Source organism: Halomonas qinghailakensis (assembly GCF_025820815.1).
GTDB classification, from domain to species: Bacteria; Pseudomonadota; Gammaproteobacteria; order Pseudomonadales; family Halomonadaceae; genus Vreelandella; species Vreelandella qaidamensis.
This window is the reverse complement of the sequence record NZ_CP096973.1, coordinates 997,547-1,023,892: the sequence shown is the minus strand read 5'-3', so window position 1 is coordinate 1,023,892 and position 26,346 is coordinate 997,547. Positions and strand designations below refer to the sequence as shown.

General features: G+C 54.4%; 27 protein-coding genes. 16 read left to right on the top strand and 11 right to left on the bottom strand.

Annotation, left to right across the window (positions count from 1 at the left end; genetic code table 11):
* The first annotated feature begins 7 nt into the window (after positions 1 to 7).
* The 4 genes from lptG to bfr all read left to right on the top strand — a co-directional run bounded on the left by lptG (position 8) and on the right by bfr (position 2,600).
* Positions 8 to 1,072, top strand: a complete 1,065-nt coding sequence (gene lptG, locus M0220_RS04780; protein WP_030074837.1) for an LPS export ABC transporter permease LptG — start codon at positions 8 to 10, stop codon at positions 1,070 to 1,072.
* 46 nt (positions 1,073 to 1,118) lie between these two features.
* On the top strand, positions 1,119 to 1,595 hold the full coding sequence (locus M0220_RS04775) for an RDD family protein (RefSeq protein WP_030074839.1): 477 nt from the start codon (positions 1,119 to 1,121) through the stop codon (positions 1,593 to 1,595).
* A gap of 158 nt (positions 1,596 to 1,753) precedes the next feature.
* Positions 1,754 to 1,960, top strand: coding sequence for a (2Fe-2S)-binding protein (locus M0220_RS04770; RefSeq protein ID WP_083001105.1), 207 nt, complete (start codon positions 1,754 to 1,756; stop codon positions 1,958 to 1,960).
* Between the two features lie 154 nt (positions 1,961 to 2,114).
* Positions 2,115 to 2,600 carry a bacterioferritin gene (gene bfr / locus M0220_RS04765; RefSeq protein WP_030074841.1) on the top strand — a complete coding sequence of 162 codons (486 nt, stop codon included), beginning with the start codon at positions 2,115 to 2,117 and terminating at the stop codon, positions 2,598 to 2,600.
* A gap of 151 nt (positions 2,601 to 2,751) precedes the next feature.
* Here bfr and sodC read toward each other — a convergent pair whose 3' ends face one another.
* A complete protein-coding gene (gene sodC / locus M0220_RS04760) occupies positions 2,752 to 3,285 on the bottom strand; it encodes a superoxide dismutase family protein (RefSeq protein ID WP_030074843.1) in 534 nt (177 codons plus the stop codon).
* 202 nt (positions 3,286 to 3,487) lie between these two features.
* On the opposite strand from sodC, the gene M0220_RS04755 reads away from it, so the two are divergent.
* The 6 genes from M0220_RS04755 to M0220_RS04730 all read left to right on the top strand — a co-directional run bounded on the left by M0220_RS04755 (position 3,488) and on the right by M0220_RS04730 (position 9,960).
* A complete protein-coding gene (locus M0220_RS04755; RefSeq protein WP_264018835.1) occupies positions 3,488 to 4,261 on the top strand; it encodes a pseudouridine synthase in 774 nt (257 codons plus the stop codon).
* 65 nt (positions 4,262 to 4,326) lie between these two features.
* On the top strand, positions 4,327 to 5,151 hold the full coding sequence (gene tcdA, locus M0220_RS04750; RefSeq protein ID WP_264018834.1) for a tRNA cyclic N6-threonylcarbamoyladenosine(37) synthase TcdA: 825 nt from the start codon (positions 4,327 to 4,329) through the stop codon (positions 5,149 to 5,151).
* Positions 5,148 to 5,384, top strand: coding sequence for a DUF1653 domain-containing protein (locus M0220_RS04745; protein WP_030074849.1), 237 nt, complete (start codon positions 5,148 to 5,150; stop codon positions 5,382 to 5,384). The genes tcdA and M0220_RS04745 overlap by 4 nt, the downstream gene beginning before the upstream one ends.
* Positions 5,385 to 5,569: 185 nt before the next feature.
* Positions 5,570 to 5,998: a TIGR01244 family sulfur transferase gene (locus M0220_RS04740; protein WP_264018833.1), complete on the top strand. Its 429-nt coding sequence runs from the start codon at positions 5,570 to 5,572 to the stop codon at positions 5,996 to 5,998.
* 89 nt (positions 5,999 to 6,087) lie between these two features.
* Positions 6,088 to 7,827 carry a SulP family inorganic anion transporter gene (locus M0220_RS04735; protein ID WP_264018832.1) on the top strand — a complete coding sequence of 580 codons (1,740 nt, stop codon included), beginning with the start codon at positions 6,088 to 6,090 and terminating at the stop codon, positions 7,825 to 7,827.
* 111 nt (positions 7,828 to 7,938) lie between these two features.
* Entirely contained in the window at positions 7,939 to 9,960 is a 2,022-nt protein-coding gene (locus M0220_RS04730; protein ID WP_264018830.1) for a RecQ family ATP-dependent DNA helicase, read from the top strand.
* Between the two features lie 3 nt (positions 9,961 to 9,963).
* On the opposite strand, the gene zigA is transcribed toward M0220_RS04730, so the two are convergent.
* The 4 genes from zigA to M0220_RS04710 form a co-directional block, all read right to left on the bottom strand.
* Complete coding sequence (gene zigA, locus M0220_RS04725) at positions 9,964 to 11,190, bottom strand: zinc metallochaperone GTPase ZigA (RefSeq protein WP_030074856.1); 1,227 nt, start codon at positions 11,188 to 11,190, stop codon at positions 9,964 to 9,966.
* Positions 11,191 to 11,301: 111 nt separating this feature from the next.
* Positions 11,302 to 11,577, bottom strand: coding sequence for a TIGR03643 family protein (locus tag M0220_RS04720; protein WP_264018829.1), 276 nt, complete (start codon positions 11,575 to 11,577; stop codon positions 11,302 to 11,304).
* Between the two features lie 135 nt (positions 11,578 to 11,712).
* Entirely contained in the window at positions 11,713 to 12,327 is a 615-nt protein-coding gene (locus M0220_RS04715) for a class I SAM-dependent methyltransferase (RefSeq protein ID WP_264018828.1), read from the bottom strand.
* Positions 12,328 to 12,378: 51 nt separating this feature from the next.
* Positions 12,379 to 13,323, bottom strand: coding sequence for a helix-turn-helix domain-containing protein (locus M0220_RS04710; RefSeq protein WP_030074859.1), 945 nt, complete (start codon positions 13,321 to 13,323; stop codon positions 12,379 to 12,381).
* 200 nt (positions 13,324 to 13,523) lie between these two features.
* Between M0220_RS04710 and M0220_RS04705 the strand changes: the two genes are divergently transcribed.
* The 6 genes from M0220_RS04705 to M0220_RS04680 all read left to right on the top strand — a co-directional run bounded on the left by M0220_RS04705 (position 13,524) and on the right by M0220_RS04680 (position 20,563).
* Positions 13,524 to 14,939 carry an ethanolamine ammonia-lyase subunit EutB gene (locus M0220_RS04705; RefSeq protein ID WP_264018827.1) on the top strand — a complete coding sequence of 472 codons (1,416 nt, stop codon included), beginning with the start codon at positions 13,524 to 13,526 and terminating at the stop codon, positions 14,937 to 14,939.
* Entirely contained in the window at positions 14,932 to 15,774 is an 843-nt protein-coding gene (gene eutC, locus M0220_RS04700; RefSeq protein ID WP_264018826.1) for an ethanolamine ammonia-lyase subunit EutC, read from the top strand. Before M0220_RS04705 ends, eutC begins: the two co-directional genes overlap by 8 nt.
* Positions 15,775 to 15,935: 161 nt before the next feature.
* Entirely contained in the window at positions 15,936 to 17,369 is a 1,434-nt protein-coding gene (eat, locus tag M0220_RS04695; RefSeq protein WP_030074862.1) for an ethanolamine permease, read from the top strand.
* Between the two features lie 119 nt (positions 17,370 to 17,488).
* Positions 17,489 to 18,007, top strand: coding sequence for a CIA30 family protein (locus M0220_RS04690; protein ID WP_030074863.1), 519 nt, complete (start codon positions 17,489 to 17,491; stop codon positions 18,005 to 18,007).
* A 43-nt stretch (positions 18,008 to 18,050) separates the two neighbouring features.
* Positions 18,051 to 19,817 (top strand): bifunctional isocitrate dehydrogenase kinase/phosphatase, encoded by a 1,767-nt coding sequence (aceK, locus tag M0220_RS04685; protein WP_264018825.1) that lies wholly within the window; start codon positions 18,051 to 18,053, stop codon positions 19,815 to 19,817.
* Positions 19,818 to 19,849: 32 nt separating this feature from the next.
* Entirely contained in the window at positions 19,850 to 20,563 is a 714-nt protein-coding gene (locus M0220_RS04680; protein WP_264018824.1) for an SIR2 family NAD-dependent protein deacylase, read from the top strand.
* Positions 20,564 to 20,568: 5 nt separating this feature from the next.
* On the opposite strand, the gene bioA is transcribed toward M0220_RS04680, so the two are convergent.
* Genes bioA through bioB form a run of 6 tightly spaced genes read right to left on the bottom strand, consistent with a single transcriptional unit; the run spans position 20,569 to position 26,274 of the window.
* The gene (bioA, locus tag M0220_RS04675; RefSeq protein ID WP_264018823.1) at positions 20,569 to 21,840 is read right to left on the bottom strand and encodes an adenosylmethionine--8-amino-7-oxononanoate transaminase; all 1,272 of its coding nucleotides are present in this window, start codon (positions 21,838 to 21,840) and stop codon (positions 20,569 to 20,571) included.
* On the bottom strand, positions 21,837 to 22,562 hold the full coding sequence (gene bioD, locus M0220_RS04670) for a dethiobiotin synthase (RefSeq protein WP_264018822.1): 726 nt from the start codon (positions 22,560 to 22,562) through the stop codon (positions 21,837 to 21,839). Before bioD ends, bioA begins: the two co-directional genes overlap by 4 nt.
* Positions 22,559 to 23,338 (bottom strand): malonyl-ACP O-methyltransferase BioC, encoded by a 780-nt coding sequence (gene bioC / locus M0220_RS04665; RefSeq protein ID WP_264018821.1) that lies wholly within the window; start codon positions 23,336 to 23,338, stop codon positions 22,559 to 22,561. Before bioC ends, bioD begins: the two co-directional genes overlap by 4 nt.
* Positions 23,329 to 24,069 (bottom strand): alpha/beta fold hydrolase, encoded by a 741-nt coding sequence (locus M0220_RS04660; RefSeq protein ID WP_264018820.1) that lies wholly within the window; start codon positions 24,067 to 24,069, stop codon positions 23,329 to 23,331. The genes bioC and M0220_RS04660 overlap by 10 nt, the downstream gene beginning before the upstream one ends.
* Positions 24,057 to 25,211: an 8-amino-7-oxononanoate synthase gene (bioF, locus tag M0220_RS04655; protein ID WP_264018819.1), complete on the bottom strand. Its 1,155-nt coding sequence runs from the start codon at positions 25,209 to 25,211 to the stop codon at positions 24,057 to 24,059. The genes M0220_RS04660 and bioF overlap by 13 nt, the downstream gene beginning before the upstream one ends.
* Entirely contained in the window at positions 25,198 to 26,274 is a 1,077-nt protein-coding gene (gene bioB / locus M0220_RS04650) for a biotin synthase BioB (protein WP_264018818.1), read from the bottom strand. Before bioB ends, bioF begins: the two co-directional genes overlap by 14 nt.
* Positions 26,275 to 26,346 lie beyond the last annotated feature (72 nt).

The window sequence follows — 26,346 nt, the reverse complement described above, 5'->3', positions numbered from 1 at the left end:
CTAACTCATGCTTGCTGATCGTCTTGACCGCTATATTGCCCGCAACGTATTGGCGGCCATCATTGTTGTTCAGTTCGTTTTACTTGGCCTGGATATTACCATTGCCTATATCGGTGATTTAGGCGACACCCAGGGCAACTATACCGCGTTAGATGTGTTGATTTATCTGGGGATGCGACTGCCTTGGCGATTTTATCAATATGCCCCGGTGGCGGTATTGATTGGTGCGCTAATTGGCCTAGGGAGCATGGCGTCCAGCAATGAATTAACCGTCATGCGCGCTGCCGGCCGGTCCCTTGCACGGATTGTCTGGGGCGTCATGAAACCGGTGTTGTTAGTGGTGGTTGTGGTACTGCTGGTTGCTGAATTTGTATCTCCGCGCACTGAGCAGTTTGCCGAGGCATGGCGTTTAGAACAGCGTCAAGGAGAAGGGGCGCAGCTAACTAGCCGGAGTGGCTGGCAGTTCGAAGGAGAGAGTGTCTATCGCTTTGGTGCTATTCGTGCGGATAACGTGGTGCTGGATTTAACACGCTATCGTTTTGATGAGCGTCGGCTAATTGAGGCCACCCACGCTAACCGTGCGCGCTGGGAAGAGGGCGCGTGGCAGCTTGAGGGAGTGACCACGACGCGTATTTTTGATGACCATACTGAATCGGAGTATCAGCAACATGCAGCTTGGGAGACGGCGTTAACGCCCACCCAATTGGAACGTTTGCTGCGTGATATCGAGAGCCAGGCGCCTAGTGAACTGTGGGCGTACGCCAATTTTTTGAAAAGCCAAAACCTCCAAGCGGATCAGCCGCTGCTCTACTTCTGGCAAAAGGTATTGATGCCGCTAACAATGGGGTCGCTGGTATTAATCGCTGCTTCCTTTGTGTTTGGTCCATTGCGTACGGTGGCTGCAGGTACGCGCGTGTTTTATGGCGTGGTGACCGGCCTCATCTTTAAATATGTACAAGATCTGCTGGCACCTGCATCCACTATTTTTGGTTTTTCACCAGTGTGGGCGGTATTAGTGCCAACCTTGGCTTGTGCGGTGGTAGGTATTTATTTCTTGCGCCGCAACGGCTAGTTGGGGCTTTGGTACTTAAAAGAGGATTAGCCAGGTGACGAGCAATATGACCAAATCCCGACGCTTTACCCAATTAGATAGCGTATGGCCTGCGGGTTTAGGTCGCCGCTTGGGCGCAATGCTGTATGACGGATTTTTAGTGACAGCCATTTGGATCGCAGTGACGGTGGCGCATCTGGCTTTTTTTCGGTTTGTGTTAGGGCAGCAGGCTGAAGAGATTGGTACGACCCCTTTCGATATTTGGAGCCTGAGATTAATGCTGTTGTTCTTTGTCACGCTATTTTTTGTCTATTCCTGGCGGCGTGGGGGTATGACATTAGGTATGCAGGCTTGGCGACTGCGGGTGCAAACCATCGATGGACATGCGATTACACTCAAGCAAAGTTTGATTCGTTGTGTGACAGCTTGGCTTTCCTTGGCAGCACTTGGTATTGGGTACTGGTGGGTACTGTTTGATCCGCAGCGCAGAAGCTGGCCAGATATCGCCTCTAATACGCAAACCGTGGTGCTACCAAAAAAATAATATCATCGCCTGTTTTGGCGAAAATTGTGCTGTGACAAGGCGTTATCCTATAGCTCATTTTTATTAAGACGAATGGCTACCAAAAAGCATCCATTTCTACTTGAAAAGATGTATGCGAATCATTTACATTCATCTCATGACTTTTATGAGGTGTCGCCATGTACGTTTGCGTGTGCAAGGGAGTAACCGACCATCAGATTCGCCAGCACGTCAGCGACGGAGCGCGCAGCTGGCGAGAAGTACGTGAAGCTACAGGCTGTGGAACCCAGTGTGGTAAATGCGCCTGTTTTGCTAAATCGCTTACCCGCGAGGCGGTCCAAGAGGCGCGCTGCGAGGCGGATATGAGTCTCGCTTACGCTGTATGACGCGAATCACTATTGTTAGGGTTTTCGTTAGCAAGCATATGATTTTTTTGAGTTTTTAGTTACTTCCTATATACTCCCAACATCGTTGGGAGTAAGCCTGTTTATGGCCTATACTCTCTAGTTAGCGTAATTGCACACTAAGAAAGGTGACGTCATGAAAGGTGATCCCAAGGTCATTCAGCATCTCAATATCGCCCTCGGCAACGAACTGGTAGCGATCAACCAGTATTTTTTGCATGCCAAAATGTATAAGGATTGGGGCTTTAAAGAGCTTGCCAAGTGGGAATACGATGAATCCATCGAAGAGATGCAGCACGCCGACAAGCTGATTGAACGTATTCTGTTCCTTGAAGGTATTCCTAACCTTCAGGATCTAGGCAAGCTGCATATCGGCGAAAACGTTAAAGAAATGCTCGAAAGTGATCTAAAAATCGAGCACGACGGTCGTAAAGACTATATTGAAGCAATCACCTACTGTGAAAGCGTCAAAGATTACGTAACCCGTGATCTACTGCGTGATCTGCTTGCCGATGAAGAGGGTCATATTGACCACATTGAAACGCAGCTTGGCTTGATCGATAAGGTTGGTATCCAAAACTACCTGCAAAAACATATGCAGTTGGCGACTGACGAAGAGTAACTTCTGGTTATTTAATTAAAGCGATACTGTTTAATTAAAGCAGCACTGGGGTTTAATCAAAGCAGCACCGGGCAGCCCTATGGCTGCCCGTTTTTCGTTACCAATCATAATAAGATGTCGTTTTGCTTCAGCTTTTTTTAGCTTTACAGCATTACGATTCAACCACGCCACAGGCCATGCGTGCACCGCCACCGCCTAGGTGAGGTTCATCCGAGTACGTATCGCCGCCAGCATGAATCATCAGGCTGCGTCCCGGCATATCTTCCATGCTCAAGCGTGGTGCCAGCACCGGCAAGTTGGCCTCGCCGTCTTCATTCACCGTGAGAACTGGTAGGTCGCCTAGATGGCCATCGCCGTAGGGACCTTGGTGGGTGCCAGTTTCTTCAGGGTCGTAATGACCTCCTGCAGACAGCGCTGCTGTCATTTCGCCGCTATCGTTCTCGGCAGGCTCGCAGCTGGCATTTTGGTGGACATGAAAACCGTATACGCCAGGTTCTAGGTCAGTCAACGACGGCGTAAGCAACACGCCGTGCTCAGTGTGCTCAATAGCGATAGTCCCTATAGACTCTTCAGTTCCTTCAGCGCTGACCTTGTGCATGTCAACGTCGAGCGTTTCATTGGCCTGAACGGTGGATGCCAGCAACAAACCCACGGCCATGCCTGTTAACGGTAGTGAGTAACGCATAGTGCAATTCTCCTGTCCTTATCCATGGAAGCTCGTATAACGAGTTGCTACTTCAAGGTAGCTGCCCCTAGATAACTCCGCCAATGGATTGCGTAAAGGTGAGGTTTGCCTACTGGATAACGTTAGCAATGGATGACATCTCGCTGTCAAGCCGCGACAATAGCTCCCTGTTTCGTTGGTTAGTTTTTTACTGGGGAGCGTTATGACGCCACTCAACATCCTCTATCAGGATGAGTATCTCGTTGCAGTGCATAAGCCGTCAGGGCTTTTAGTGCATCGCTCGGCGTTGGCGCGTGGCGAAACAGAATTTTTGCTTCAACGCCTGCGTGACCAAATTGGCAAGCGGGTTTATCCAGTGCATCGCTTAGACAGGCCCACTTCCGGCGTGATGGTGTTTGGTTTGTCATCTGAGATGGCGGCTTTATTGAGTGAAGCCTTCAGCGAACGGCAGGTGGAAAAGCGTTACCTAGCGGTGGTGCGCGGTAAAGCGCCTGAGAGCGAACGTTTGGACTACCCGCTTCGGGAAGAGGATGGCACACGGCCCAAAGCGGAGATGCCTGCTATGCCCGCGATGACTGATATTCGTCGCCTGGACAGTGTTGAGCTGCCGATACAGGTAGACCGCTATCCGGTGGCACGCTATTCGTTGGTGGAAGCGCAGCCCCTCACTGGCCGGCGGCATCAGATTCGCCGCCACCTTTCACGGCGTGGTTACCCCATTATTGGCGATGCCAAGCATGGTAAAAGTATTCACAACCGCTTTTTTGCGGATCAGTTGGATGCTCCCCGTTTACTACTGGCGGCTACCTATTTAGCCTTTAATCACCCCTTCATCGAAAAGCGCATTCAATTAGGCTGCGCTCTCGATGAGACCATGAAACGCGTGTTCGAGCAGTTCGGATGGAGTGGCCACTTACCGCTCGATAGCGTGCGTACCCCGCCCACTGCCACGCCAGCCGCGCTTCAGGAAAGATAGCGCTTTATAGCGCCAATGTAGCACCGCTGGAAAGCGCATCATGTTTTTATTAGAGAGAGCCTGCCATGTCTTCGGATTATGACGTTCGCTTTGGCGGTATTAGCCGTTTGTATGGTCAGCGTGCCGCTGAGGCATTTCGCCATGCCCACGTGGTCGTTGTTGGCGTAGGCGGCGTTGGCAGTTGGACGGTAGAAGCTCTGGCGCGCTCGGGAATCGGCAAGCTTACGCTGATCGACCTGGATGATGTCTGCGTATCCAATGTGAACCGTCAGCTTCATGCGCTAGACGGTACAATTGGCGCTCCCAAGGTTGAGGTGCTGGCCGAGCGCTGCCGCCTAATTGCCCCTGAAATAGAGGTCGTGGCTGATAGTGCGTTTGTTACGCCAACCAACCTCGCTGAACGTATTCCTGATGATGCCGACCATGTAGTGGACGCTATTGATAGTGTGATCGCTAAGGCGGCGCTAATCGCTTGGTGCAAACGGCATAAACTGCCGATTACCGTGACGGGAGCCGCAGGCGGTCAGACAGACCCCACGCGTATTCAGGTGGCGGATTTAACGCGCACTGAACACGACCCTCTGCTTTCTAAAGTGCGTTCACGACTGCGCAGGGATTATGGTTTTTCGCGTAATCCAAAGCGGCGCTTTTCCGTTGAGTGCGTCTATTCTGATGAGCAATTAGTGTATCCCAGCGCTGACGGCGAAGTTTGCCTGCAAAAACCCGGCAACGGTGACGCTACCCGTCTAGACTGCGCTTCAGGCTTTGGCGCAGCCACTTTTGTCACCGGTGCATTTGGTTTTGTCGCTGCCTCAAAAGTGCTCGAACGACTGGCTAAAAAAGCCGCTAAGTCCATGCCATTAACGACTAAACAAGAGGAAAGTGAATGACCGCGCCTATTCCTGGTATTTATCGTCACTATAAAGGCAGTCTTTACGAAGTGCTGGGCACTGCTCAGCATAGTGAAAGTGAAGAAGCGCTAGTGGTTTATCGTGCGCTTTACGGCGACTACGGCCTGTGGGTGCGCCCGCTTGAGATGTTCACCGAAAGCGTTACCAAAGACGGCCAGCCACAGCCGCGCTTTGCTTTAGAGAAGGCGTTTAGTGAGCCAAGTCTGTCCTAGTGGCGACAGCGCTCAGTAGCATTACGTTTTCCTCTTCACCCCGCTTTTTTCCTTCACTCTTTATGCTCCATTCGGGCCTTTTCTTGCTCAGGGCTCGGGTGTTTTTTTAGTGCGCTATTGTTTATATTCCACAATAAGCTATTCTTATAACAATTAATGTTAACGAGCTTGGGCGAGGAGAAAATATGCAAACACAGCCGTTAGAAAAGGGCGTCGAGATCACCTCACAGCTTACAGTCGAGGAGCTTGAGCAAGTAAAAGCACAGGGCTTTAACACGGTGATCTGTAACTGCAAGCCCGGCGAAAGCACCGAGTTTCCAGGTGAAAGTGCGTACCGCCGTAAAGCAGAAGAAATTGGGCTTCATTGGGTACACATTCCAGTAACGCCTGGCGAGTATAGCCAAGCGGATGTGGCTGCTTTTGCTGAAGCGTTGCAGCAGTTACCTCGGCCAATATTGGCATTTTGCCGGTCGGGTAAGCGCGCTACCCACCTTTGGGCCTACGCCAAGCGTCACACTGAAAAGTGCGATTTGGCGGAACTGTTTTGCGCCGCGAAAGCAGCCGGTTTCGATTTGGAAGAGCACCGCCAGGGGCTCGAAAATCAAAGCGCATAACCGTCACTATTGCGTCGCTATTGATGGCCGCAGACGAAATGAGCTGTGACTGAACGTGTTTAGTTTCACTGTGATAGCGAGTAGTCCGAATGATGATTGAGCGTTGGGTGCCGCTAGTGGGGTGGCTAAAAAGCTATAACCGCGCGCTATTCTCACGGGATGCGCTGGCAGCAGTCATTGTGACGCTAATGCTGGTGCCCCAGGCGCTGGCCTATGCCTTACTGGCGGGGTTGCCGCCAGAGATGGGGCTTTATGCAAGCATGCTACCGCTGGTGCTTTATGCCATTTTTGGTACCAGTGCCAGCTTGGCAGTGGGGCCGGTAGCCGTAGCAGCGCTAATGACAGCCTCTGCGTTAAGCAGCTTTGCTACCCCCGGCAGCCCTGAATACATTGGCGCTGCTCTTGTGTTGGCGGCGCTTTCAGGGTTGATATTGATTGCCATGGGCGTTCTGCGGTTGGGTTTCTTGGTTAATTTTTTAAGCCATCCAGTGATTTCAGGATTTATCACTGCCTCGGGTATTTTGATCGCTATTAGCCAGCTCAAACATATTTTGGGCGTTGAGGCTGCTGGGCATAATGTTTTTGACCTGCTGAGTGCACTGTTCAGTCAGTGGCAGCAGGTTAACCTCATTACATTGATGATTGGCTTGGGGGTATGGGGTTATCTGCTAGTGTGTCGCAAACGCTTGAACACCTGGCTGACGGCCATGGGTATCTCGGCTAGCGTTGCTGGCTTAATGGTTAAAGCCGCACCGATTTCGGCAGTGGTTGTCACCACGCTACTGGCCTGGCAGCTTAATTTAGATCAGCGCGGTGTGGATTTGGTCGGCTTTGTGCCTAGTGGCTTGCCCGCCATTGCGCTGCCTAGCCTAGACCAGTCGTTGTGGCTTGGCCTGCTGCCTGCGGCGTTACTAATAAGCTTAGTAGGCTTTGTGGAGTCAGTCTCCGTGGCACAAACGCTGGCCGCTAAGCGCCGTCAGCGTATCGACCCTAACCAAGAGCTAATTGCTTTAGGAATGGCCAATTTAGGGGCTGGGGTCAGTGGTGGGTCACCGGTTTCAGGTGGCTTTTCACGCTCGGTCGTCAATTTTGAAGCGGGCGCGGCAACGCCGTTGGCTGGCGCATTTACCGCTTTAGGTATCGTGCTTGCCACGTTGTTGCTCACTGATCTACTGGCATTTCTACCCACAGCAACGCTGGCCGCGACGATTATTGTGGCCGTAGGAACGCTGATTGACCTGCCTGCAGTAAAGCGTACTTGGCAATACTCCCGCAGCGACGGCGTGGCGATGGTGGTGACCTTGCTGCTGACCCTGCTACACAGCGTAGAAGTTGGCATTATCAGCGGCGTGGTGCTCTCGCTGGGGCTGCACCTTTATCGTACCAGCCAGCCTCACAGTGCGGTGGTGGGGCGTGTGCCGGGCACCGAACATTTCCGTAATGTGAAGCGCCATGAGGTTGAAACTGATGAGCACGTTGCCATGCTACGCATTGATGAAAGCCTTTACTTTGCTAACGCTCGCTACCTAGAAGATACCGTGATGGCGCTAGCTGCTCGTTCGCCTTCGTTAAAACATATTGTCCTCACCTGCCAAGCGGTGAATGTTATTGATGCATCTGCTCTTGAAAGCTTAGAAGCCATTAACGGGCGGCTAAAAGATGCGGGCGCAGTGCTGCATTTGGCTGAAGTGAAAGGGCCTGTGATGGACCGTTTAACGAACACCGCGCTTTACCGCGAGCTAACGGGGCAGGTGTTTTTTACCACCTTTGATGCCTGGCAGGCGCTGGCGCTTCCCAGCCAGAACGAAAAGCCGCAGCCCTGCACTTAATGGTGCCGTTAATTGAAAAAGTGACCAACGGGTGAAAATGACGCATTGGTGAAAACGATGTGAACGCGTTAGCTTAGCCCTTTCGTATTGATGACTTTCCAAGGAACGGCTATGACCTCGCTATCACCGCAGCAAACGCTGAAGGCAGTATTTGGATTCGATGAATTTCGCGGCGGCCAACAAGCGGTGGTGTCCAGAGTATTAGCCGGGCATTCTAGCGCGGCGATATTTGCTACCGGCGCGGGAAAGTCGCTCTGTTATCAGCTGCCTGCACTGCATCTTCCGCACCTAACGTTAGTGGTCTCGCCGCTACTGGCGCTGATGCAGGATCAACTTGCTTTTTTGGCGCGCCATGGTGTTCCAGCGGCCAGTATTGATTCGACCCAAGACCGTGATACGACCCGTGATGTGATGGAGCGGGCCAAAAGCGGTGAGCTAAAAATCCTCATGGTGTCGGTGGAGCGGCTTAAGAACGAGCGTTTTCGGCACTTTCTACGCCAAGTACAAATATCGCTGCTGGTAGTTGATGAAGCACACTGTCTCTCGGAATGGGGACATAACTTCCGCCCCGATTACCTCAAACTACCCGACTATCAGCGCGATTTCGCTATTCCCCAGGTGTTGCTACTGACAGCCACGGCCACGCCCGCCGTTATCGCTGATATGCGCGAGAAGTTTGCCATTGCGCCGGAAAATGTTGTTACCACCGGTTTTTACCGCCCCAATTTGGAACTGTTGGTAGCGCCCGCGATGGAAAATCGCCAGCAGCAGTTGATTGATTGGCTTAAACCACAAATGCCGCCTGGCAACGAAGCCCCGACGATTATTTATGTCACTTTGCAGCAAACTGCCGAGCAGGTGGCAAGTGCGTTGGCAGCCCAGGGAATTGCCGCCCAGGCGTACCACGCGGGTTTAGATTCAGCCCGCCGTGACAACATTCAGCGCCAATTCATGAGCGGCGAATCCCCCTGCATTGTGGCTACCATTGCCTTTGGCATGGGCATTGATAAAGGCAATATCCGTAACGTTGTGCACGTTGATCTGCCTAAATCGATTGAGAACTACAGCCAGGAAATTGGCCGAGCGGGGCGCGACGGGTTGCCTTCCACCTGTTTAACAATTGCCGGACGCGATGGGCTGCGGGTGCTGGAGAACTTCGTTTACGGCGACACACCTGAATACGCGGGGATTTTGCGCTTACTGGAAGAAATCTCATCAGCTGGTCAGGCGCCAGATCGCCAGTGGGAAGTGCTGCTTACTACGCTTTCCCGAGATACCAATATCCGCTTGCTGCCGCTCAAAACGCTGCTGGTGCGGTTAGAAATGCACGGCATTATTGCGCCGCGCTTTGCGTTCTTAGCCGAGTATCGTTTGCGCTACCACATTGAGCCTACTGCCTTGGTGGGGCGTTTTGAAGGAGAGCGGGCGGCCTTTGTACGTTTGTTGATCGACAATATTGCTATTGCTCGCACCTGGGGAACAGTAGATTTTGAGCGACTGCATTACGCTGGTCAGGCGCAGCAAATTGATGCGTCTCGTGCCCGCGTGATTACCGCGCTTGAGTACTTCCAGGATAAAGGCTGGCTGACCCTGGAAGGTAAACGCATGACCGACGTGTATGACGTTTGCCAGCCAGATTTTTTGATCGAGCAGCTTGCGAGCGAGTTGTTTAATGAGTGTCTGAAGCGGGAGCAAATCGAAATTGAGCGGCTGCATTCTATGCTGGCGCTGTTTGAGTCAAAAAGCTGCTTAACACGTCGGTTAGCCGAGTATTTTGGGGATACTACGTTCGATGGGCCAAACGATGCATTACCTCAAACCGAGCAGGGCCGCTGTGGGCACTGCTCGGTTTGTTATGGCAATCCGGTTCAGTTGCCGACAGCGCCGCCGCTACCCTCGCTGACTGAAAATGAGTTTACCCGCTATGCCACGCCACTGATTAAACGCCACACCGAAATATTTGGTCAGCCACCCAGTGCCCAGCGACTGGCGCATTTTCTGTGTGGCTTAACCATGCCGATCTTTATACCACTCAAAGCCCGGGGCCTTAACGGTTTTGCGGTCTTTGAGCAGCGTGCCTACCCTGACGTGAGGCAATGGGCAGAGCGGTGTTTAGCTAGCTCAGGCAGCTAATCGCTATTCCCAGACAGGGAAAGGATCGGGTAGCTGCTTCCAAGCTTCCATACCTTGTAATAGCTCAGCTTCGCTTAGCAGGCAGGCGTCTAGTGCGTCACGCATCTTGGCTTGGTCCAAGTTCTGGCCGATAAACACCAGCTCTTGGCGCATATCACCAAACGGTTCCTGCCACTTTTCCATGATGAACTGGCGAGTTTCAGGATCTTCCGGCCAGTTAGCTTCGGGGATCGCTTTCCAGAACACCCCCGCCGGGCCGTGGTGGGCAATGCCGCCTGCTTGGCTCCATTGGCCTGCATAGCGTGGCCGTGTGGCAAGCCAGAAAAAGCCTTTCGAGCGCAGCAGCCCCTCACCAAACCACTCCTGATTCAATAGGTCGTGGAATTTCTGCGGGTGGAAGGGGCGGCGGGCGTGGTAGGCAAAGCTGCCGATACCGTACTCTTCGGTTTCCGGCACATGCTCGCCACGCATCTCTTTTAGCCAGCCGGGTGCTTGCTGGGCGCGCTCAAAGTTGAACTTGCCGGTATTAAGCACTTTTTCTAGCGGCACGCTGCCTTGGGTGATGGGCACCAGCTCCGCATCAGGGTTCAGTGAGCGCAGTATCGCCTTTAGCGCATCAAGCTCTTTTTTATTGATCAGATCGGTTTTGCTGATCAACAGCACATCACAAAACTCGATTTGGTCGACCAGCAGGTCGGCGACATTACGTTCGTCGTCTTCACCCAAGCTTTCGCCCGCTTCCGCGAGGCTTTGCGCTTCGCGATACTGGGCTAGGAAGTTAGCCCCATCAACAACCGTGACCAGCGTATCCAGTCGCGCAACGTGGGAAAGGCTTTGGCCACTTTCATCTTCAAAGGTGAAGGTTTCCGCCACCGGTAGCGGCTCGGAAATACCCGTAGACTCAATCACCAGATAATCGAATTTACCTTCCCTGGCCAGTTGGCTAACTTCTTCCAGCAAGTCTTCACGCAGCGTGCAGCAAATGCAGCCGTTGCTCATTTCTACTAAGCGCTCTTCAGAGCGGTTCAGCGCCACCTCGCCATCCAGCGTGGACTCGCCTGGGCCGCCACGCACTAAGGCACCGTCAATATTGACCTCGCTCATGTCATTGACAATCACCGCAACGCGACGGCCCTCACGGTTAGCAAGAATATGGTTGAGTACGGTCGTTTTACCGGCACCAAGAAAGCCCGAGAGCACGGTCACGGGCAGGGGAGAGAACGCGGTCATTGCGAGCACCTCTAAACGGGTTTCATGTTATGTGATAATATAACATAAAGGCGGCGGCTAGAAAGATCCGTTTTGAAAATGGCGGTGTTCTATTATCGTTGGATAAGTGAATTAACGCTTATATTGGGTTGGGCAATAGCCGCGTAAAACATCCGGCGAACGCAAAGCAGTATGTTTCGTGGTACGGCCAGTAACTCGCTTGCGCCATAGCCGGAACGAGGCTGGCTTAAGCTGGTGGCGCATTACCTCGATGACGTCCGGCTCCCCTAGGCCAAACAGGGTATCGATCGCTTCAAACGGGGTGCGGTCTTCCCAGGCCATTTCAATGACACGGGACTGTTCCTCTTCAGGCAAGCGACGAAAGCGCTTTATGGCAGCTTTAGGCATTAGGCACCTTACAGTATGGATGAGGCGAGTAAGCATTAACGATACGGCTTTTAATTATACTGATATTAGACGGCAGTGTCGTTTCTGTAGATTTATTTTGCAATAATGTGTGAAAAAGGGAACAGGCCGAGTCAATTACTTTATCGCTAACAGTGCGCGAAAAAGGCCATTCATTAACACCGGCTCATCACGGCGAATAGTAAAGCCTGCCTGTTGCAACAGTGGTGTTGCTTGGCGGGTAATGTCGGTCGCAATCAATGAAGTGATGGCGTTCAACGCTCGCCGACTTGGCCCGGCGATGTGAGTATCGGGTTGGAATTTATCCATGACACATAGTTGACCATCGTTTTTCAGTACCCGGTAGGCTTCGGTTAGTCCCTGTTCTGGTTTGGGCATCACCGCCAAAATCAAATGCATGACAACCACATCAAAGTGCTCATCTGGGTAGTCTAGCGCTGCGGCATCCATCACACGACACTCCACATCACGCTGAGCGTGTTCGGCGCGTTCACGTGCGCGCGTTACCATAGCGGGGGTAAGGTCGGTTAAATGAATCTCCAACTCGCGAGGTAAGTATGGCAGGTCTAATCCGGTGCCTGCTCCCACCAATAGCACGCGCATGCCGGGTTCCCAATCCACTTGGCCAAGTGCGTTTCTACGTGGTTTGCAAAACGTTTTAGTCGCTACTAGGTCGTAGATTGGCGCGTAAAGGCTGTAACGCAAGCGGTTCCATGCGGTGGTGTTCACCATAGGGTTACTACCTCTTCATAGGATTGCCACCCCGAAAGGGCTGCCGCGCACTCAGTCAATCCTGTTCAACGTCTGCGAAGGGCTTTCACCAAATTGCTGCTTATAGTCATGAGAGAATTGTCCCAAATGCCAAAAGCCCCAGTGGGTGGCAATGTCAGTTACCGTTTGGTGAGGCGCTGCTTTACGCAGGGCGCGTCGCACTCTGTTAAGCCGCGTTAAACGTAAAAACTGCAGCGGGCTAATACCTAGGATAGACGTAAAACTGTATTGCAGCGTACGCCGGCTGACATGGGTTAGCTCGCATAGCGTATCCATGGTCACTGGGCCTTCCAAGTGTTCATCAACATAGTACTTGACCCGGTCAACTACGGCTTTTCTGTGGGCGTAGCTGGGTGGCAGTTCATGGCTTACTGGGTTGGCTTGCAGTACTTCTAGTAGCCCCGTTAGTAAAATATCTTGATGCACATTTTCAGCGATGGTGCCCTGCTGATGTGAGAGTAAGCGTTCAAGTAAAAACGACACCGCGTGCAGCGTGTCGGGTGCAACCCGGCGGCGTGGAGACCCTTGCCACTCATTATCGAGTATCACGCCTTGCCGATGGGCGGCAGCCTGTAAGATCGGCATGCGTATCACCAGTCCATAAATATCAAATGCTTCTGGCGTCACCAGTTCAAAATCGTGACCGCCGGGGTGGCACATCACCTCATGCTTTTCCAACATCTGCCCGTTAATTCGTGAACCTGTCGCCCGCGTGGGTATGCCTAGCCATAGGGAGTCAGCCCACACGCGGCAGTCTTGGCGTAGGGCTTGCCCTGTATGTTCTTTGAATACCTGCATGGCGGACAGCTCAATTTCATCCAGCCGACCATAAAAGCGACCAGGACTTAGTTGGTCGTATTGCTGCTGCCAGCGGGTCAAATTCTGGGCATGTTCGTCGGCATCAAACGCTTCTTGTATGCACTTTTTTGGTGCGACGCCTTGGCTTGTCAAGGTCACTTGCAACTCCTTTGAACGCAATAAAAGCGCTATCACGTCGCTAATTCATTGTATTTATTTTGTTTTCTTATCAGTAGGGCATGTTTGCCAAAACTCGATACTCCCCATTAAGTGATAGCGCTATTGTGGAAACAAGCAAATTCTGTTCCCAAACGCGTATACGGTGTCGTTGTCGTTTAACTATAAAAAAGGAAGGTCCTATGGCGCAGACCTATCACACCACTGTCGGAAGCCGCCGCTATCGCTTTAATGGCCTGGCGGAATTAATGGCCAAGGCTACGCCACCACGCTCCGGTGACCGCTTGGCAGGTGTTATTGCAGAATCAGCAGAAGAGCGGGTAGTGGCGCAAATGGTACTGGCAGAACTGCCGCTGACCACGTTTTTGAATGAGGTGCTGATCCCTTATGAGCACGATGAAATTACTCGATTAATCATCGACGAGCACGATGTCGCTGCGTTTGCGCCGCTGACGCATTTAACCGTGGGTGATTTTCGTAATTGGCTGCTGTCCGACCATGCCACCAGCGATGTGTTAGCCGCGGCTCGCCCTGGCATTACCCCTGAAATGGCCGCGGCTGTTAGCAAGTTGATGCGCAACCAAGACTTGATGCTGGTTGCCAAGAAGTGCCAAGTGACGACCGCGTTTCGCAATACGATTGGTTTGCCGGGACGGTTATCCACGCGTTTGCAGCCCAATCATCCTACCGATGACGTGACTGGGATTGCCGCCAGTATTCTGGATGGCCTGTTATATGGCAGTGGCGACGCGGTCATTGGTATCAATCCTGCTACTGATAACGTTGCCCAGAGCATCAAGCTAATGCGCCTGATGGATGACGTCATTCAGAAGTACGAAATCCCCACCCAATCCTGCGTGCTAACCCATGTGACCAACACGCTGGAAGCGATTGAGCAGGGTGCGCCGGTGGATCTTGTCTTTCAATCCATTGGCGGTACCGAAGCCACCAACCGCAGCTTTGGCTTTGATTTGAGTACGCTGGCGGAAGCTGAGGCGGCCGCTCAGACCCTGAACCGCGGTACGGTCGGGCGCAATGTGATGTATTTCGAAACTGGCCAAGGCAGTTCGCTTTCCGCAGACGCTCATCATGGTTTGGATCAGCAAACCTGTGAAGCCCGTGCCTATGCGGTGGCACGTAAGTTCAACCCGTTGCTGGTGAATACGGTGGTGGGGTTTATCGGCCCTGAATACCTGTACGACGGCAAAGAGATTATGCGTGCGGGGCTGGAAGATCACTTCTGTGGCAAGTTGTTAGGCGTGCCCATGGGCTGTGACGTGTGCTACACCAACCACGCTGAAGCTGATCAAAACGATATGGACAACCTGCTGACGCTGTTAGGCGTGGCGGGCTGTAATTTTGTGATGGGCATCCCCGGCTCTGACGACATCATGCTCAACTACCAAACCACTTCCTTTCACGATGCCCTTTACGCACGTCGAGTGCTTGGGTTGAAGGCAGCACCGGAGTTCGAGCAGTGGCTGGCGAAGATGCATATCTTCCAAGACGTGTCTTCCTACCGGCTCAACGATCAGCTACCGGCCGCGTTCGCCAATAGCCTACGCCACCTGCCAAAGGAGGCTGCCCGCGATGTCTGATCATCAACCGAAAGAAGCGCCACCAATTGTGATCGCGAACCCATGGGAGCGGTTAAGAGCATTTACCGATGCGCGCATTGGGCTTGGCCGTGCGGGTATCAGCCTGCCCACGCATCAACTATTGGCGTTTCAGCTGGCTCATGCCCAGGCCCAGGATGCTGTTCACTGCGCTCTTGAGTGCGACACGCTGGCCAGCGAGTTAACCGCAGCGCTGGGCCTGAGCCAGACGCCTATTCATGTGCATAGCCACGCCGTAGACCGTGCCATGTATCTGCAGCGTCCAGATTATGGCAGGCGTCTGAACGACGCGTCGCGAGAGACGCTGCAGCAAGCGGGGCAAGGGGGGCAGCGCTTCGATTTGGCGGTGGTAATTGTCGATGGACTTTCCGCACTGGCGGTGCAGCAGAACAGCGCGCCGTTTCTTACGGCGCTTTATCGCGCTTTTGAGAGTGATCAGCAAGCGTGGCAGCTCGCCCCCTTAACCCTTGTAGAGCAGGGCCGCGTGGCGATTGGCGATGAAGTCGGCGCGCTGCTTAATGCCGATGCCGTGCTAGTGATGATTGGCGAACGCCCAGGCTTAAGCTCCCCCGATAGCCTCGGGCTGTATATGACCTGGGCACCCGAAGTGGGCTTAAAAGATGACCGCCGAAACTGTATTTCAAACGTTCGCCCGGCAGGGCTGAAACCTGAAGAGGCTGCGCGGCGACTGCTGCTGCTATTGACCGAGGCCCGCCAGCGGAAGCTGTCTGGTGTTCAACTGAAAGATCGTAGCGAGGACAACGTATTAGAAGGCACAACAGGTGAGACAACTCAAAACTTCCTGGTGGCCGATTAACGAGGGCTTACGCGCTACGAGCAACCCATCAACAACAACCCATTAATAACAACCCTAATAGCAATACTCCTAACAACGCTCCTAACAACAATAGGGAACCAACACTCTGATTCAGCACGCCGCTGACAACGATTGCGTTCCACACCAAAAAGGGCAAGACCATGACACAACCTTCTGTTGATCAAGCGTATCTGGCCAAGCGCCAGCTTAGAAAAGGAACCGCTGGCTGGCTATTACTGGCAGGGCTTGGGGTTTCCTATGTTATTTCCGGTGATTTTGCTGGCTGGAACTTCGGTATTGCCGAGGCGGGCTGGGGCGGCTTTGCCATTGCTGCCTGCCTAATGGCGCTGATGTATCTTGCGCTGGTGCTGTCACTGGCGGAAATGTCGGCGGCGATTCCAGCCGCGGGTGGAGGCTATAGCTTTGCCCGCCAAGCAATGGGGCCAACGGGGGGCTACCTAACGGGACTCGCGGTGTTGATTGAGTATGCCCTTGCGCCAGCCGCGATTGTGATTTTTATCGGCTCAGCAGTTGAAGCGCTGTTGGGCATTAATGGACCGTTGGTTTACCTGCTGTTCTACGCGGTGTTTATCGGTATTCACTTAGCAGGCGTGGGTGAAGCGCTAAAAGTCATGATGGTGATTAGCGGCCTGGCGGTGTTTGCGATTTTGGCAACGGCAGTGGCGCTGATTGGCAATTTCGACTCAGCGAACCTATTTGATATTGCGCCCACTGATGCCGCCGGTGCGAGCACCTTTATGCCCTATGGCTGGTACGGTATTTGGGCCGCGCTGCCGTTTGGTATGTGGCTATTTTTAGCGGTTGAGGGTGTGCCGCTAGCCGCAGAAGAGGCCAAAGACCCCGCGCGAGATATGCCTAAAGGGATTATTGGTGCGATGCTATTTCTGCTGTTTACCGCCTTATTGGTTGTGGTGTTACTGGCAGGTGCGGCGGGCGCTGAAATGATTGGTCAAAGCGGTGTGCCGCTGGTGGATGCGTTGAATGCGACGGGCAACCCAACCTTGGCGACATTAGTTAATGTGTTGGGCTTGGCAGGACTCATTGCTTCTTTTTTCTCTATCATTTATGGCTATAGTCGGTTGGTCTTTGCGCTCTCGCGGGCGGGCTATCTGCCCAAGCAACTATCGCTGACCAGCGAGCGAAAAGTGCCTTATCTCGCGCTGATTGTACCGGGCGTTTTTGGCTTTCTGGCCTCATTAAGCGGTGAAGGTGATCTGATGTTAGCAATGGCGGTCGTCGGCGCAACGATCTCGTATGCACTGATGGCACTGAGCCATATTCTACTACGCGTACAGCAACCCGACTTGCCACGCCCTTATAAAACCCCAGGCGGCATTGTGACTTCATCAATTGCGCTGGTGTTGGCACTCGTGGCGCTGACGGGCGTTTATGCCTTCGACCCGCGTGCGTTTAATTACACTATTGTGCTGTTCATTGCCGGTGCGGCGTACTACTTCTTCTACAGCAAGAAAAGGCTGGTGGCGAAGACCGCAGAAGAGGAGTTTGCACTGGTGACGGCTGCACCAGAAGAGGTCGATACTAGCGAGCCGATACCGGTTGCTGCCAAGCTGTAATGTTTGCTGCCCATCGCCTAGGCTGACTAGGCAGATGAAGCCTCTGTGCCCAACGGCCCAGAGGCTTTTTTAGTATCTTTAGCGATAAGTAGCAAAACGTCACTACGACAGGAGCCAACATGACATTAACCTTTGTGCCCAGTGCGAACGCCCCCAATTTCGATCAACAGCGCGAAGCGCAGCGCTGGTTTGCAGTGAATGACGGTGTGATGGGTGGCGTGTCTCACAGCACATTTCGTATTGAAGCGGGGGTGGGCTGTTTTATTGGTGAGCTTTCACTCGATAATGGTGGTGGCTTTGCCTCGATACGCCGTGAGCCAGACCACTTTGAGAAATCGCTTGCTAAAAGTAACGGCGTTACGCTGTGCGTACGGGGCGACGGCCGTGCTTATCAATTGCGTTTGAAAAGTACAGCGTTAGACGATGCCAGCGCCTATCGAGTAACGTTCACACCGCCCCAAGGCCAATGGGAAACGATGACGTTTACTTGGGATAGGTTTGAAGCTGTGCGGCGTGGCACACTTCTTAACGATGCGCCGCCACTTACCGCTGATAGTATTTATCAACTTGGTTTTTTAATTGCTGACCGAACCGCTGGGCCATTTCGACTCGACATTGCATCCATTGCAGCGCTTTAGTGGCCTATTTTGCAAAGTAATTTTCCAATAAGAGCACACCGCCATGAAGCACTCTCCAGCGTATCGCTTAGCGGCCACTATACTGCATGGGTTTGATGGCTATCGTGCTCGCTTTAAGCAGATAACCTTTGATGCCAGCCGTCGTTTTCGAGAGGCAGCCTGGCGGGAGGCCCAGCAAGCTTCAGCCGCGCGGATCAATCTTTACGAAGAGAAAGTAAACGATACGCTGGCGCGTTTGCAGCGTACGTTTGCCCATGAAGCACTAACGTACTGTGAAACGTGGCGGGAAGCGCGTGAGCATTATGCACAGCTGATTAGCCAGCGGTTGGATTACGAGTTGGCCGAGACGTTTTTTAACTCACTGTTCTGCTCAGTTTTTCACCACCGTCATATCCGCAACGACTGGATGTTTGTATACAGCTCCCGGGAAGATGCTGCGCATCATTCGGGCATTGAGCTGTGTCGTCGGCATTGCGTTAATGGTAACTGGCCCCAAGCGCTTGCTTGGGCGCTTGAAGAAGCGCCTTTTGATAACGCCTTTGCTGACCTGGAGCGCGATATTAGGTTAGGCGCAGGCTTGCTGGAAACTCAACTGCCAGCGGCCATTTTGCAGGCAGATGACGCTCAATTAGAATTGTTGAAAAGCGTCTTTTATCGCAATAAAGGGGCCTACTTGGTGGGCCGTATTCTGGGCGGCGGTGAGCAGGTGCCGCTGGTGTTACCCATTTTGCATGGTGAAGGGTTTGGCGAGCAGCAGGGCGGCGACCCCTGCCTGCACTTAGATACGGTGCTAACAGAAACTGATGAAGTCTCAATTATTTTCTCGTTTACCCGTGCCTATTTCCAGGTAGATGTACCGGTGCCGGGCGAGTTTGTCCATTACTTAAAACAGCTGATGCCCCATAAGCCTGAAGGCGAGCTGTACGCTTCCATTGGCTTTTTTAAGCATGGCAAAACTGAATTTTTCCGTGCGCTAAACCAGCAGGTGGCCAAGCGTGAAGATCAGTTTGTCATTGCGCCTGGTGTCCGTGGCATGGTGATGGCGGTGTTTGTACTGCCCAGTTTTCGCACCGTGTTTAAGATCATTAAAGATAAATTCGATCCGGCCAAAGACGTTACCCACGCGGTGGTACGTGAAAAATACCGCCTGGTAAAACGCCACGACCGGGTTGGGCGCATGGCTGATACCCAGGAGTTTTCGAATTTTATCGCGCGTCAGGATCACTTTTCCCCAGAGTGCTTGGCGCACTTGCTAGAAGTGGCACCCTCTACGGTGTCGCTGAAAGATGACAAGGTGATTATCAAGCACTGCTATACCGAGCGCATGATGACACCGCTAAACATCTACCTTGAACAGTGCAGCGCAGATGAGTGCGTAATGGTGCTCAAAGACTACGGTAACGCCATTAAACAGATGGCAGCGGCGAATATTTTCCCTGGCGATATGCTGTTAAAAAACTTTGGTGTTACTCGCCATGGCCGGGTGATTTTTTACGATTACGACGAAGTATGCTATCTCACGGAGTGCCGCTTTAGGCACCTGCCCAAAGCCTATGGCAATGACTTTCAAGGGGGTGGGGGAGAGAGTTTTTACGTTGGCCCCAATGATATCTTCCCTGAAGAGTTCGGCCCTTTTATGTTTGCCAACCCAGGGCTTCGCGCTATTTTTATCCAGCAGCACCCAGAGTTATTTGACCCCGACTATTGGCTAGAACTGCAGCAGGCCATTGTCGATGGGCGGGTGATCGATGTTTATCCATATCGTAATAAGCAGCGTTTCGCGGGAACCATAGGGCAGCTGGTATATTAGCGAATATACGCAGTGATTTACGCGAGGAAAACATGGCAGCATCACCGCACTTAGTGGTTTTTACCGGTTCAGGGATTAGCGCCGAAAGCGGTATTAAAACGTTTCGTGCCAGCGATGGTCTCTGGGAAGATCATCCGGTCGAGGAGGTAGCCACGCCAGCGGGCTGGCGTCGAGATCCTCAGCGCGTGCTGGAGTTTTATAACCTGCGCCGCGAACAAATTCGTAAGGCCAAGCCCAACGCTGCCCATAAGGCTTTGGCTGCGCTTGAAAAAGATGGCTTTAACGTCAGTGTTGTCACGCAAAATATTGATGACCTGCATGAGCGGGCAGGGTCACGTCATGTGCTGCATTTGCACGGTGAGATTTTGAAGGCACGCTCTACGGTAGATACGCGGCTGCGCTATCCACTGCCGAAAGGCGGCATTGCGCTGGGCGATATTTGTGACAAAGGCAGCCAGCTGCGCCCGGATGTGGTGTGGTTTGGCGAGTCGGTGACGCTGTTTGAAGATGCCTGTGAACTTGTTAGCCAAGCGGATTTTTTGCTGGTAGTGGGCACGTCCCTGGCGGTAATGCCCGCGGCGTCGCTGCTGTCGTATATTAACTTGGATACCCCGTGTGCCCTGGTCGACCCCGACGCGGATGCCTTAACACCGCCGGGCGTTCTAGCGATTAACACCACTGCAGGTGAAGGCGTTCCTGCCTTGGTCAACCAATGGCGCAAACAGGGCAATTTGATGCTGCCTTGAACTGTCTATCGCTTCAAAAACCATGCTTTCATTACGTCGGTAATCTGAGTGATGTTGGCGTCGGTAGCGATATAAGCCGGCATGGTGTAAAGCCAGCGGCCGATTGGTCGCAGCCACACCCCACGCTCGCGGGCGAATTGCCCGACGCCTTTTAGCGCCTCGGCGGAGTGCGCTTCAATCACCGCGGTGGCACCCAGCACTCGCACATCGGCCACGGCTGGGTGGGCGTTCAGCGCGGAGTCGTCCATTAGCGCTCGGCTAAGCTGCTGGCTGAGTGCCGCAATCTTGTCCAGGTAGCGCTCCTCTTCAAACACGCGCAGGCTTTCCAGCGCGACGCGGCAGGCCAGCGGGTTGCCCATAAATGTAGGGCCGTGCATAAAGGCATGGTGGGCGCTGTCGCCCACAAACGCGTCGTGAACGCGGTCGCTGGCCAGGGTCGCTGCATGACCGAGGTAGCCGCCGGTTAATCCTTTTGAGAGCACCATAATATCCGGTGTCACGTTGGCGTGATTGGCGGCAAACAGCTTGCCGGTGCGGCCAAAACCGGTGGCTACTTCATCAAAAATCAGCAACACGCCAAACTCATCGCACAACGCCCGTGCACCGCGCAGGTAGTCCGGCGAGGTCATGTTTAGCCCGCCTGCCGCCTGGAGTAATGGTTCCATCAGCAGGGCAGCAATCTCATGATGGTGGCTCGCCAAAACGTCGCGAAGTGCCGCTAAATCGTAGGCTACCTGTTCCGGTGTGGCGTTAAACGGTGCGCTGGGCGCGGGGGCAAAGTGGTGCTGGGGCAGCAGGCTGGCGAACAATCTATGCATGCCTTCTTCAGGGTCACAGACCGCCATACAGCCGGTAGTGTCGCCATGGTAGGCCTTCATTAACGAAAGCATCTTGCATTTTTCGGGGTGGCCGATGAGCAACTGGTACTGCAGGGCCATTTTCATCGCCACTTCCATCCCGACGGAACCACTGTCGGAGTAGAACACGTGATTAAGTCCATCAGGGGTAATGCGCACTAGCTCCCGAGCAAGCTGGTCGGCGGGATCATGGGTGAGGCCACCGAGCATGACATGGCATAGCTCGCCTGCCTGTTCACGAATGGCCGCGACTAAACGCGGGTGGCCATAGCCATGAATCATGCACCACCAAGAGCAGGTAGCGTCGAGCAGTTGCTCGCCGCTTTCCAGGGTGAAATGGCTACCGCTGCCGCCGACTACTTTAGGGGCGGGTGCTTGTGTTTTGAGGTGGGCATAAGGGTGCCAGACGGGAGAACTCATAGAGCGGCTTCCTGGTTCAAAACGGGCGTGTTGAGCAGCGCGGTTAGTGAGAGCGCGTGGCGCGCATGGACGGCATCAGCGATAGCTAAATGGGGAATAACGCCTAGACATGGCGCGTTAAGGGTGTTTTTAAGCAGGGCGATATTGGCATCAAAGCGTGCTGTATCAGAGGCGAATGCAGGGTCCACCACGCTGCCGACCCAGCCTGCAAGGGTTAGGCCATCGGCTGCGATCACCTCTGCGGTAAGCCGCGCATGATTAAGACAGCCAAGTTTTAGTCCCACGACCAGAATGACAGGCAGCTGCATCAGCCGCGGTATATCGGAAAAGTCGTCTTGCTCATTGAGTGGCACGCGCCAGCCGCCAGCGCCTTCGATGAGCGTTAAATCGCGCGGCGTGTCGTTTAGCGTGGCAGTAAGCGATTCCACTACGCTGTTGACGTTAAGAGCGTGCCCCGCCTCGCTGGCGGCCAGATGCGGCGCGATAGCGGGCGCAAACGTCCAAGGGTTAACGGTGGTGTAATCGACGGCGGGAGCACTTTGTGCCTGTAGCGCCAACGCATCGCTATTGCGTAGCCCATCCGCCGTGGTGTGGCTACCAGAGGCAATCGGCTTAAGCCCCAGCGTGCTGAGCTGCTGATCTTTGGCAGCGCACAGCAGTGCGCTGGTGGCCAGGGTCTTACCCGCATCGGTATCGGTGCCGGTCACGAAATAGACGGTCATGATGATTTTTCCAGGTGCAGGGTGATGCAGTGGTAACTAACGGGTAGCCCTTGGGGGTCACGTAGCGTTTCAAACCGCTCACGGGCGACGGCCAGCTCTCGGCGAGTAAGGCGCGCCTTGGGTCGCGCCACTTGGGCGCCTACCCCCTTGATTGAGGCCATCACGGCCGTTAGGTCGGGGTAGTAAAACCGCCGCCATTCGGTGATGCGATCAACCAGCGTTAAACCGCTCAGTGCAACGGCGCGTTCAAGTGCTTGGGCATTCGGCGTTTGCAGTAACGCCTCCGGGCGCTGCCAAGCCGTGGCGACTTCTGCCAGCGTGCCAGGTAAGAGCGTTGTGAGGCGCACTTGGCCGCCAGGGGTCAGCACTCGTTGAAGCTCGCGCATAACCCTATCGATATCGCGGCACCACTGGATGGCGAGGTTGGAAAAGACCAGATCAAAGGTGCTGCGCTCAAACGGCAGCGCAGCGGCATCGCCTTGCTGCCAACGAATATGATGGCCATAGCGCGCCTGGGCATGGGCGAGCATGCCCGGGGCAATATCCAGCCCAGTGACGTGGGCTTGGGGAAACTGAGTGGCTAGTCGTTGTGTCCAGACACCGGTGCCGCAGCCAAGATCGAGTATGTTGTCGGCACTAGGCGGAAGCGATGACCAGAGCGTTTCCCCTATCTGACGCTGGGCGCTGGCCAGAGCATCGTAGCGTTGAGCCGCCCGAGAAAAAGCGTGGGCGACTTTTGCTTGCCAGTTTGGTGCGGGCATTGTCGTTAGGTGCATACGTGCTCCTTGGTGACAAGTGCGGCCTGGGAAGCGATGGTCGCGACCAACTGAGCAGGCTGGGAAAGCATGGGGCAGTGCCCCGCGTGGGCAAGGTTGATAGCCTGAGCACGGATGCCGGAAGCTACTAACGGGTCGTGCTCGCCAACTAATCGAATGACCGGACAGGGCGCCTCTTGCAAACGCTGGGTGTTATCCAATGTGGCAAGCCAGTGAAGCCCTTGGGACAGCGTGCTGAGCGTGGCGCTTGGGGTGTCACCCAGCATGGCGCGAAGCTGTTGGTGGGCGTGGCGAGCATTAGGTTCGCCCTGGGTTTGCCAGCGTAAGAAATGCCGCCAGGTGGCATCGGGGTCGTGGCTAAAGGCGCGCTGAAAGCTGGCAAGCTCGGCGTTGCTGACGCCATCATCGCTACAAAATTGCTCGCCCGTGCCAATCAGCACAAGGCCGCGTGGCGCAGGCAGCTTATCGAGCAGCGCGCTGGCTAACAGCCCGCCCAGCGACCAGCCGACCCACACAGCGTTACTGGGTAGTTGGTCGGCCATGGCGCTGGCAAGAGTATCAAGGGTTGCAGGTTCAGGCAGGGCAGGGGTATCTCCATAGCCTGGCCAGTCCACTGTGTGTACCTTGCTATGGGCGGGCCAGTGGTGTTCCAACGGCTGCCAAATGCGCTGGTCGACTCCCCAACCTGACAGCAGCACCAGATGTAGAGGGGCGGCGTCTAGGCAGGACATCGTGCCTCCTCGCGCTGACAGGCGCTCAGACCTTCGACAAGCCGATCAATATCGCTGGGGGTATGGCGGGCGCTCAGCGTAATACGCAGGCGAGCGGCACCCATGGGCACCGTGGGTGGGCGAATCGCCCCGACGTGAATGCCTCGCTGGGAGAGCTTAGCCGCCCAAGCCATGGTGCGTGACTCGTTGCCAAGTAACAGCGGTTGAATAGGTGTATGGGAGTCGGCAAGGGGCAGCTCTAGCGCCTGGACTTGCTGGCGAAAATAGTTGATGTGGTGCTGGAGCCGCTGGCGGTGTTCGGGTTCGCGCTGCACGATGGTCAGCGCTTCCAGGGTCGCAGCGGCAATGCTGGGAGGCTGGGCCGTGGTATAGACATAGCTGCGAGCAAACTGGGTGAGGTGGTCAATCAGCACAGCGTCACCGGCCACAAACGCGCCAGCGGTGCCCAATGCCTTGCCTAGTGTGCCGACCAAAATAGGCACCGCTTGGCTGTCGAAACCTTCCACACAGCCGCTGCCGTTATCGCCTAAAACGCCTAGGCCGTGCGCGTCATCAATCATTAGCCAGGCGTTGTGCTGCTGGCTGACGTGGGCAAGGGTGGCAATATCGGCAACGTCGCCATCCATGCTGAACACGCCGTCACTGACCACCAACTTATGGGTGGCTGAGCTGCGCGCTAACAGGCGTTCAAGATCAGCGCCATCGCGGTGATGAAAACGCCGTGAGCGAGCGCCGCTCAGCGTTGCACCATCGAGCAGTGAGGCATGATTCAAACGGTCTTGAAAGAGGGCGGTATGCGAGTCGGCGAGCGCCTGCAACACGCCAAGGTTAGCCATATAGCCGGTGGAAAACAGCAGTGCACGCTGCCGTCCGGTCCACTGGGCTAAGGCGTCTTCCAGTGCTTCGTGGATTTCCAAATGGCCGCTGACCAAGTGCGACGCGCCCGCGCCTGCGCCAAAGCGACGCGCACCCTCTGCCTGGGCAGCCTGCACACGTGGATCATGAGCCAGCCCAAGATAGTCATTGCCTGCGAAGTCCAGCGTGTTAGGGGGCATCACCCGCCGATGCCGCCAGCGCTGTTCTTCAACACGCTGCTGCCTGGCGCTGGCTAGCCGCTGATGCCACACGTCAGACACTAGCATCTACCGCCAGTGCTGCTGCCTGTTCTGCCTGGGCGCGCTGCTGAGCTTGTTGGGTGAGTCGCTCGGTGTGAGCAGCTTCATCTTCGCAGGTATCACGGCGCTCTGGGTGCAGGCCTAATTTTGCAAAGAGCGCGCGGTCGCGGTCTGACTGTGGGTTGCCGGTGGTGAGCAGTTTGTCGCCGTAGAAGATCGAGTTGGCTCCAGCCAAAAATGCCAGTGCTTGAGTCGACTCGCTCATCTGTTCGCGGCCAGCGGAAAGCCGCACATGGCTTTGCGGCATCATAATACGTGCCACCGCGATGGCGCGGATAAACTCAAGCGGGTCTAGATCTTCGACGTTCTCCAGCGGTGTGCCCGGTACTTTGACCAGCATATTGATGGGCACGGATTCTGGGTGCGGTGACAACTTGGCTAACTGCTGTAACAGCGCGCTGCGGTCTTGTGCGCCTTCACCCATGCCTAAAATGCCGCCGGAGCATACTTTCATGCCCGCTTCACGCACGGTGGAAAGGGTGTCTAGGCGGTCGCTGTAGGTGCGGGTGGTGATGATTTCACCGTAAAAATCGGGGGAGGTATCCAGGTTATGGTTGTAGTAATCCAGCCCGGCAGCCGCCAAACGGTTGGCTTGATCACCGTCGACCATGCCTAGTGTCATGCAGGTTTCCAGCCCTAGGGCTTTCACTTGGCGAACCATCTCTTCGACCAGCAGTAAATCTTTGTCCCGCGGGCTGCGCCATGCCGCGCCCATACAGAAACGGCTGGCGCCGGCTTCTTTGGCAGCCTTGGCCTGGGCAACGACTTTTTCGATTTCCAGCAGCTTCTCTTTTTCGAGCTGGGTGTTGTAGTGACCGGACTGCGGGCAATATTTGCAGTCTTCTGGGCAAGCACCGGTTTTAATCGACAGCAGGGTCGAGACCTGCACCGCGTTAGCATCAAAGTGGGCGCGATGTACTTGCTGAGCTTTAAATAGCAGGTCGTTGAAAGGCAGCGCGAACAGCGCATTAATTTCGTCCAGCGTCCAGTCGTGGCGCGGGGCGGCGGCATTGAAAGCGGTGGCGGTCACGGGTAAACCTTTTTTCTTTTGAAAGTTGACGAGACTCTAGCGGCGTTACGCTTTTGGTGTCAACTTTTAAGA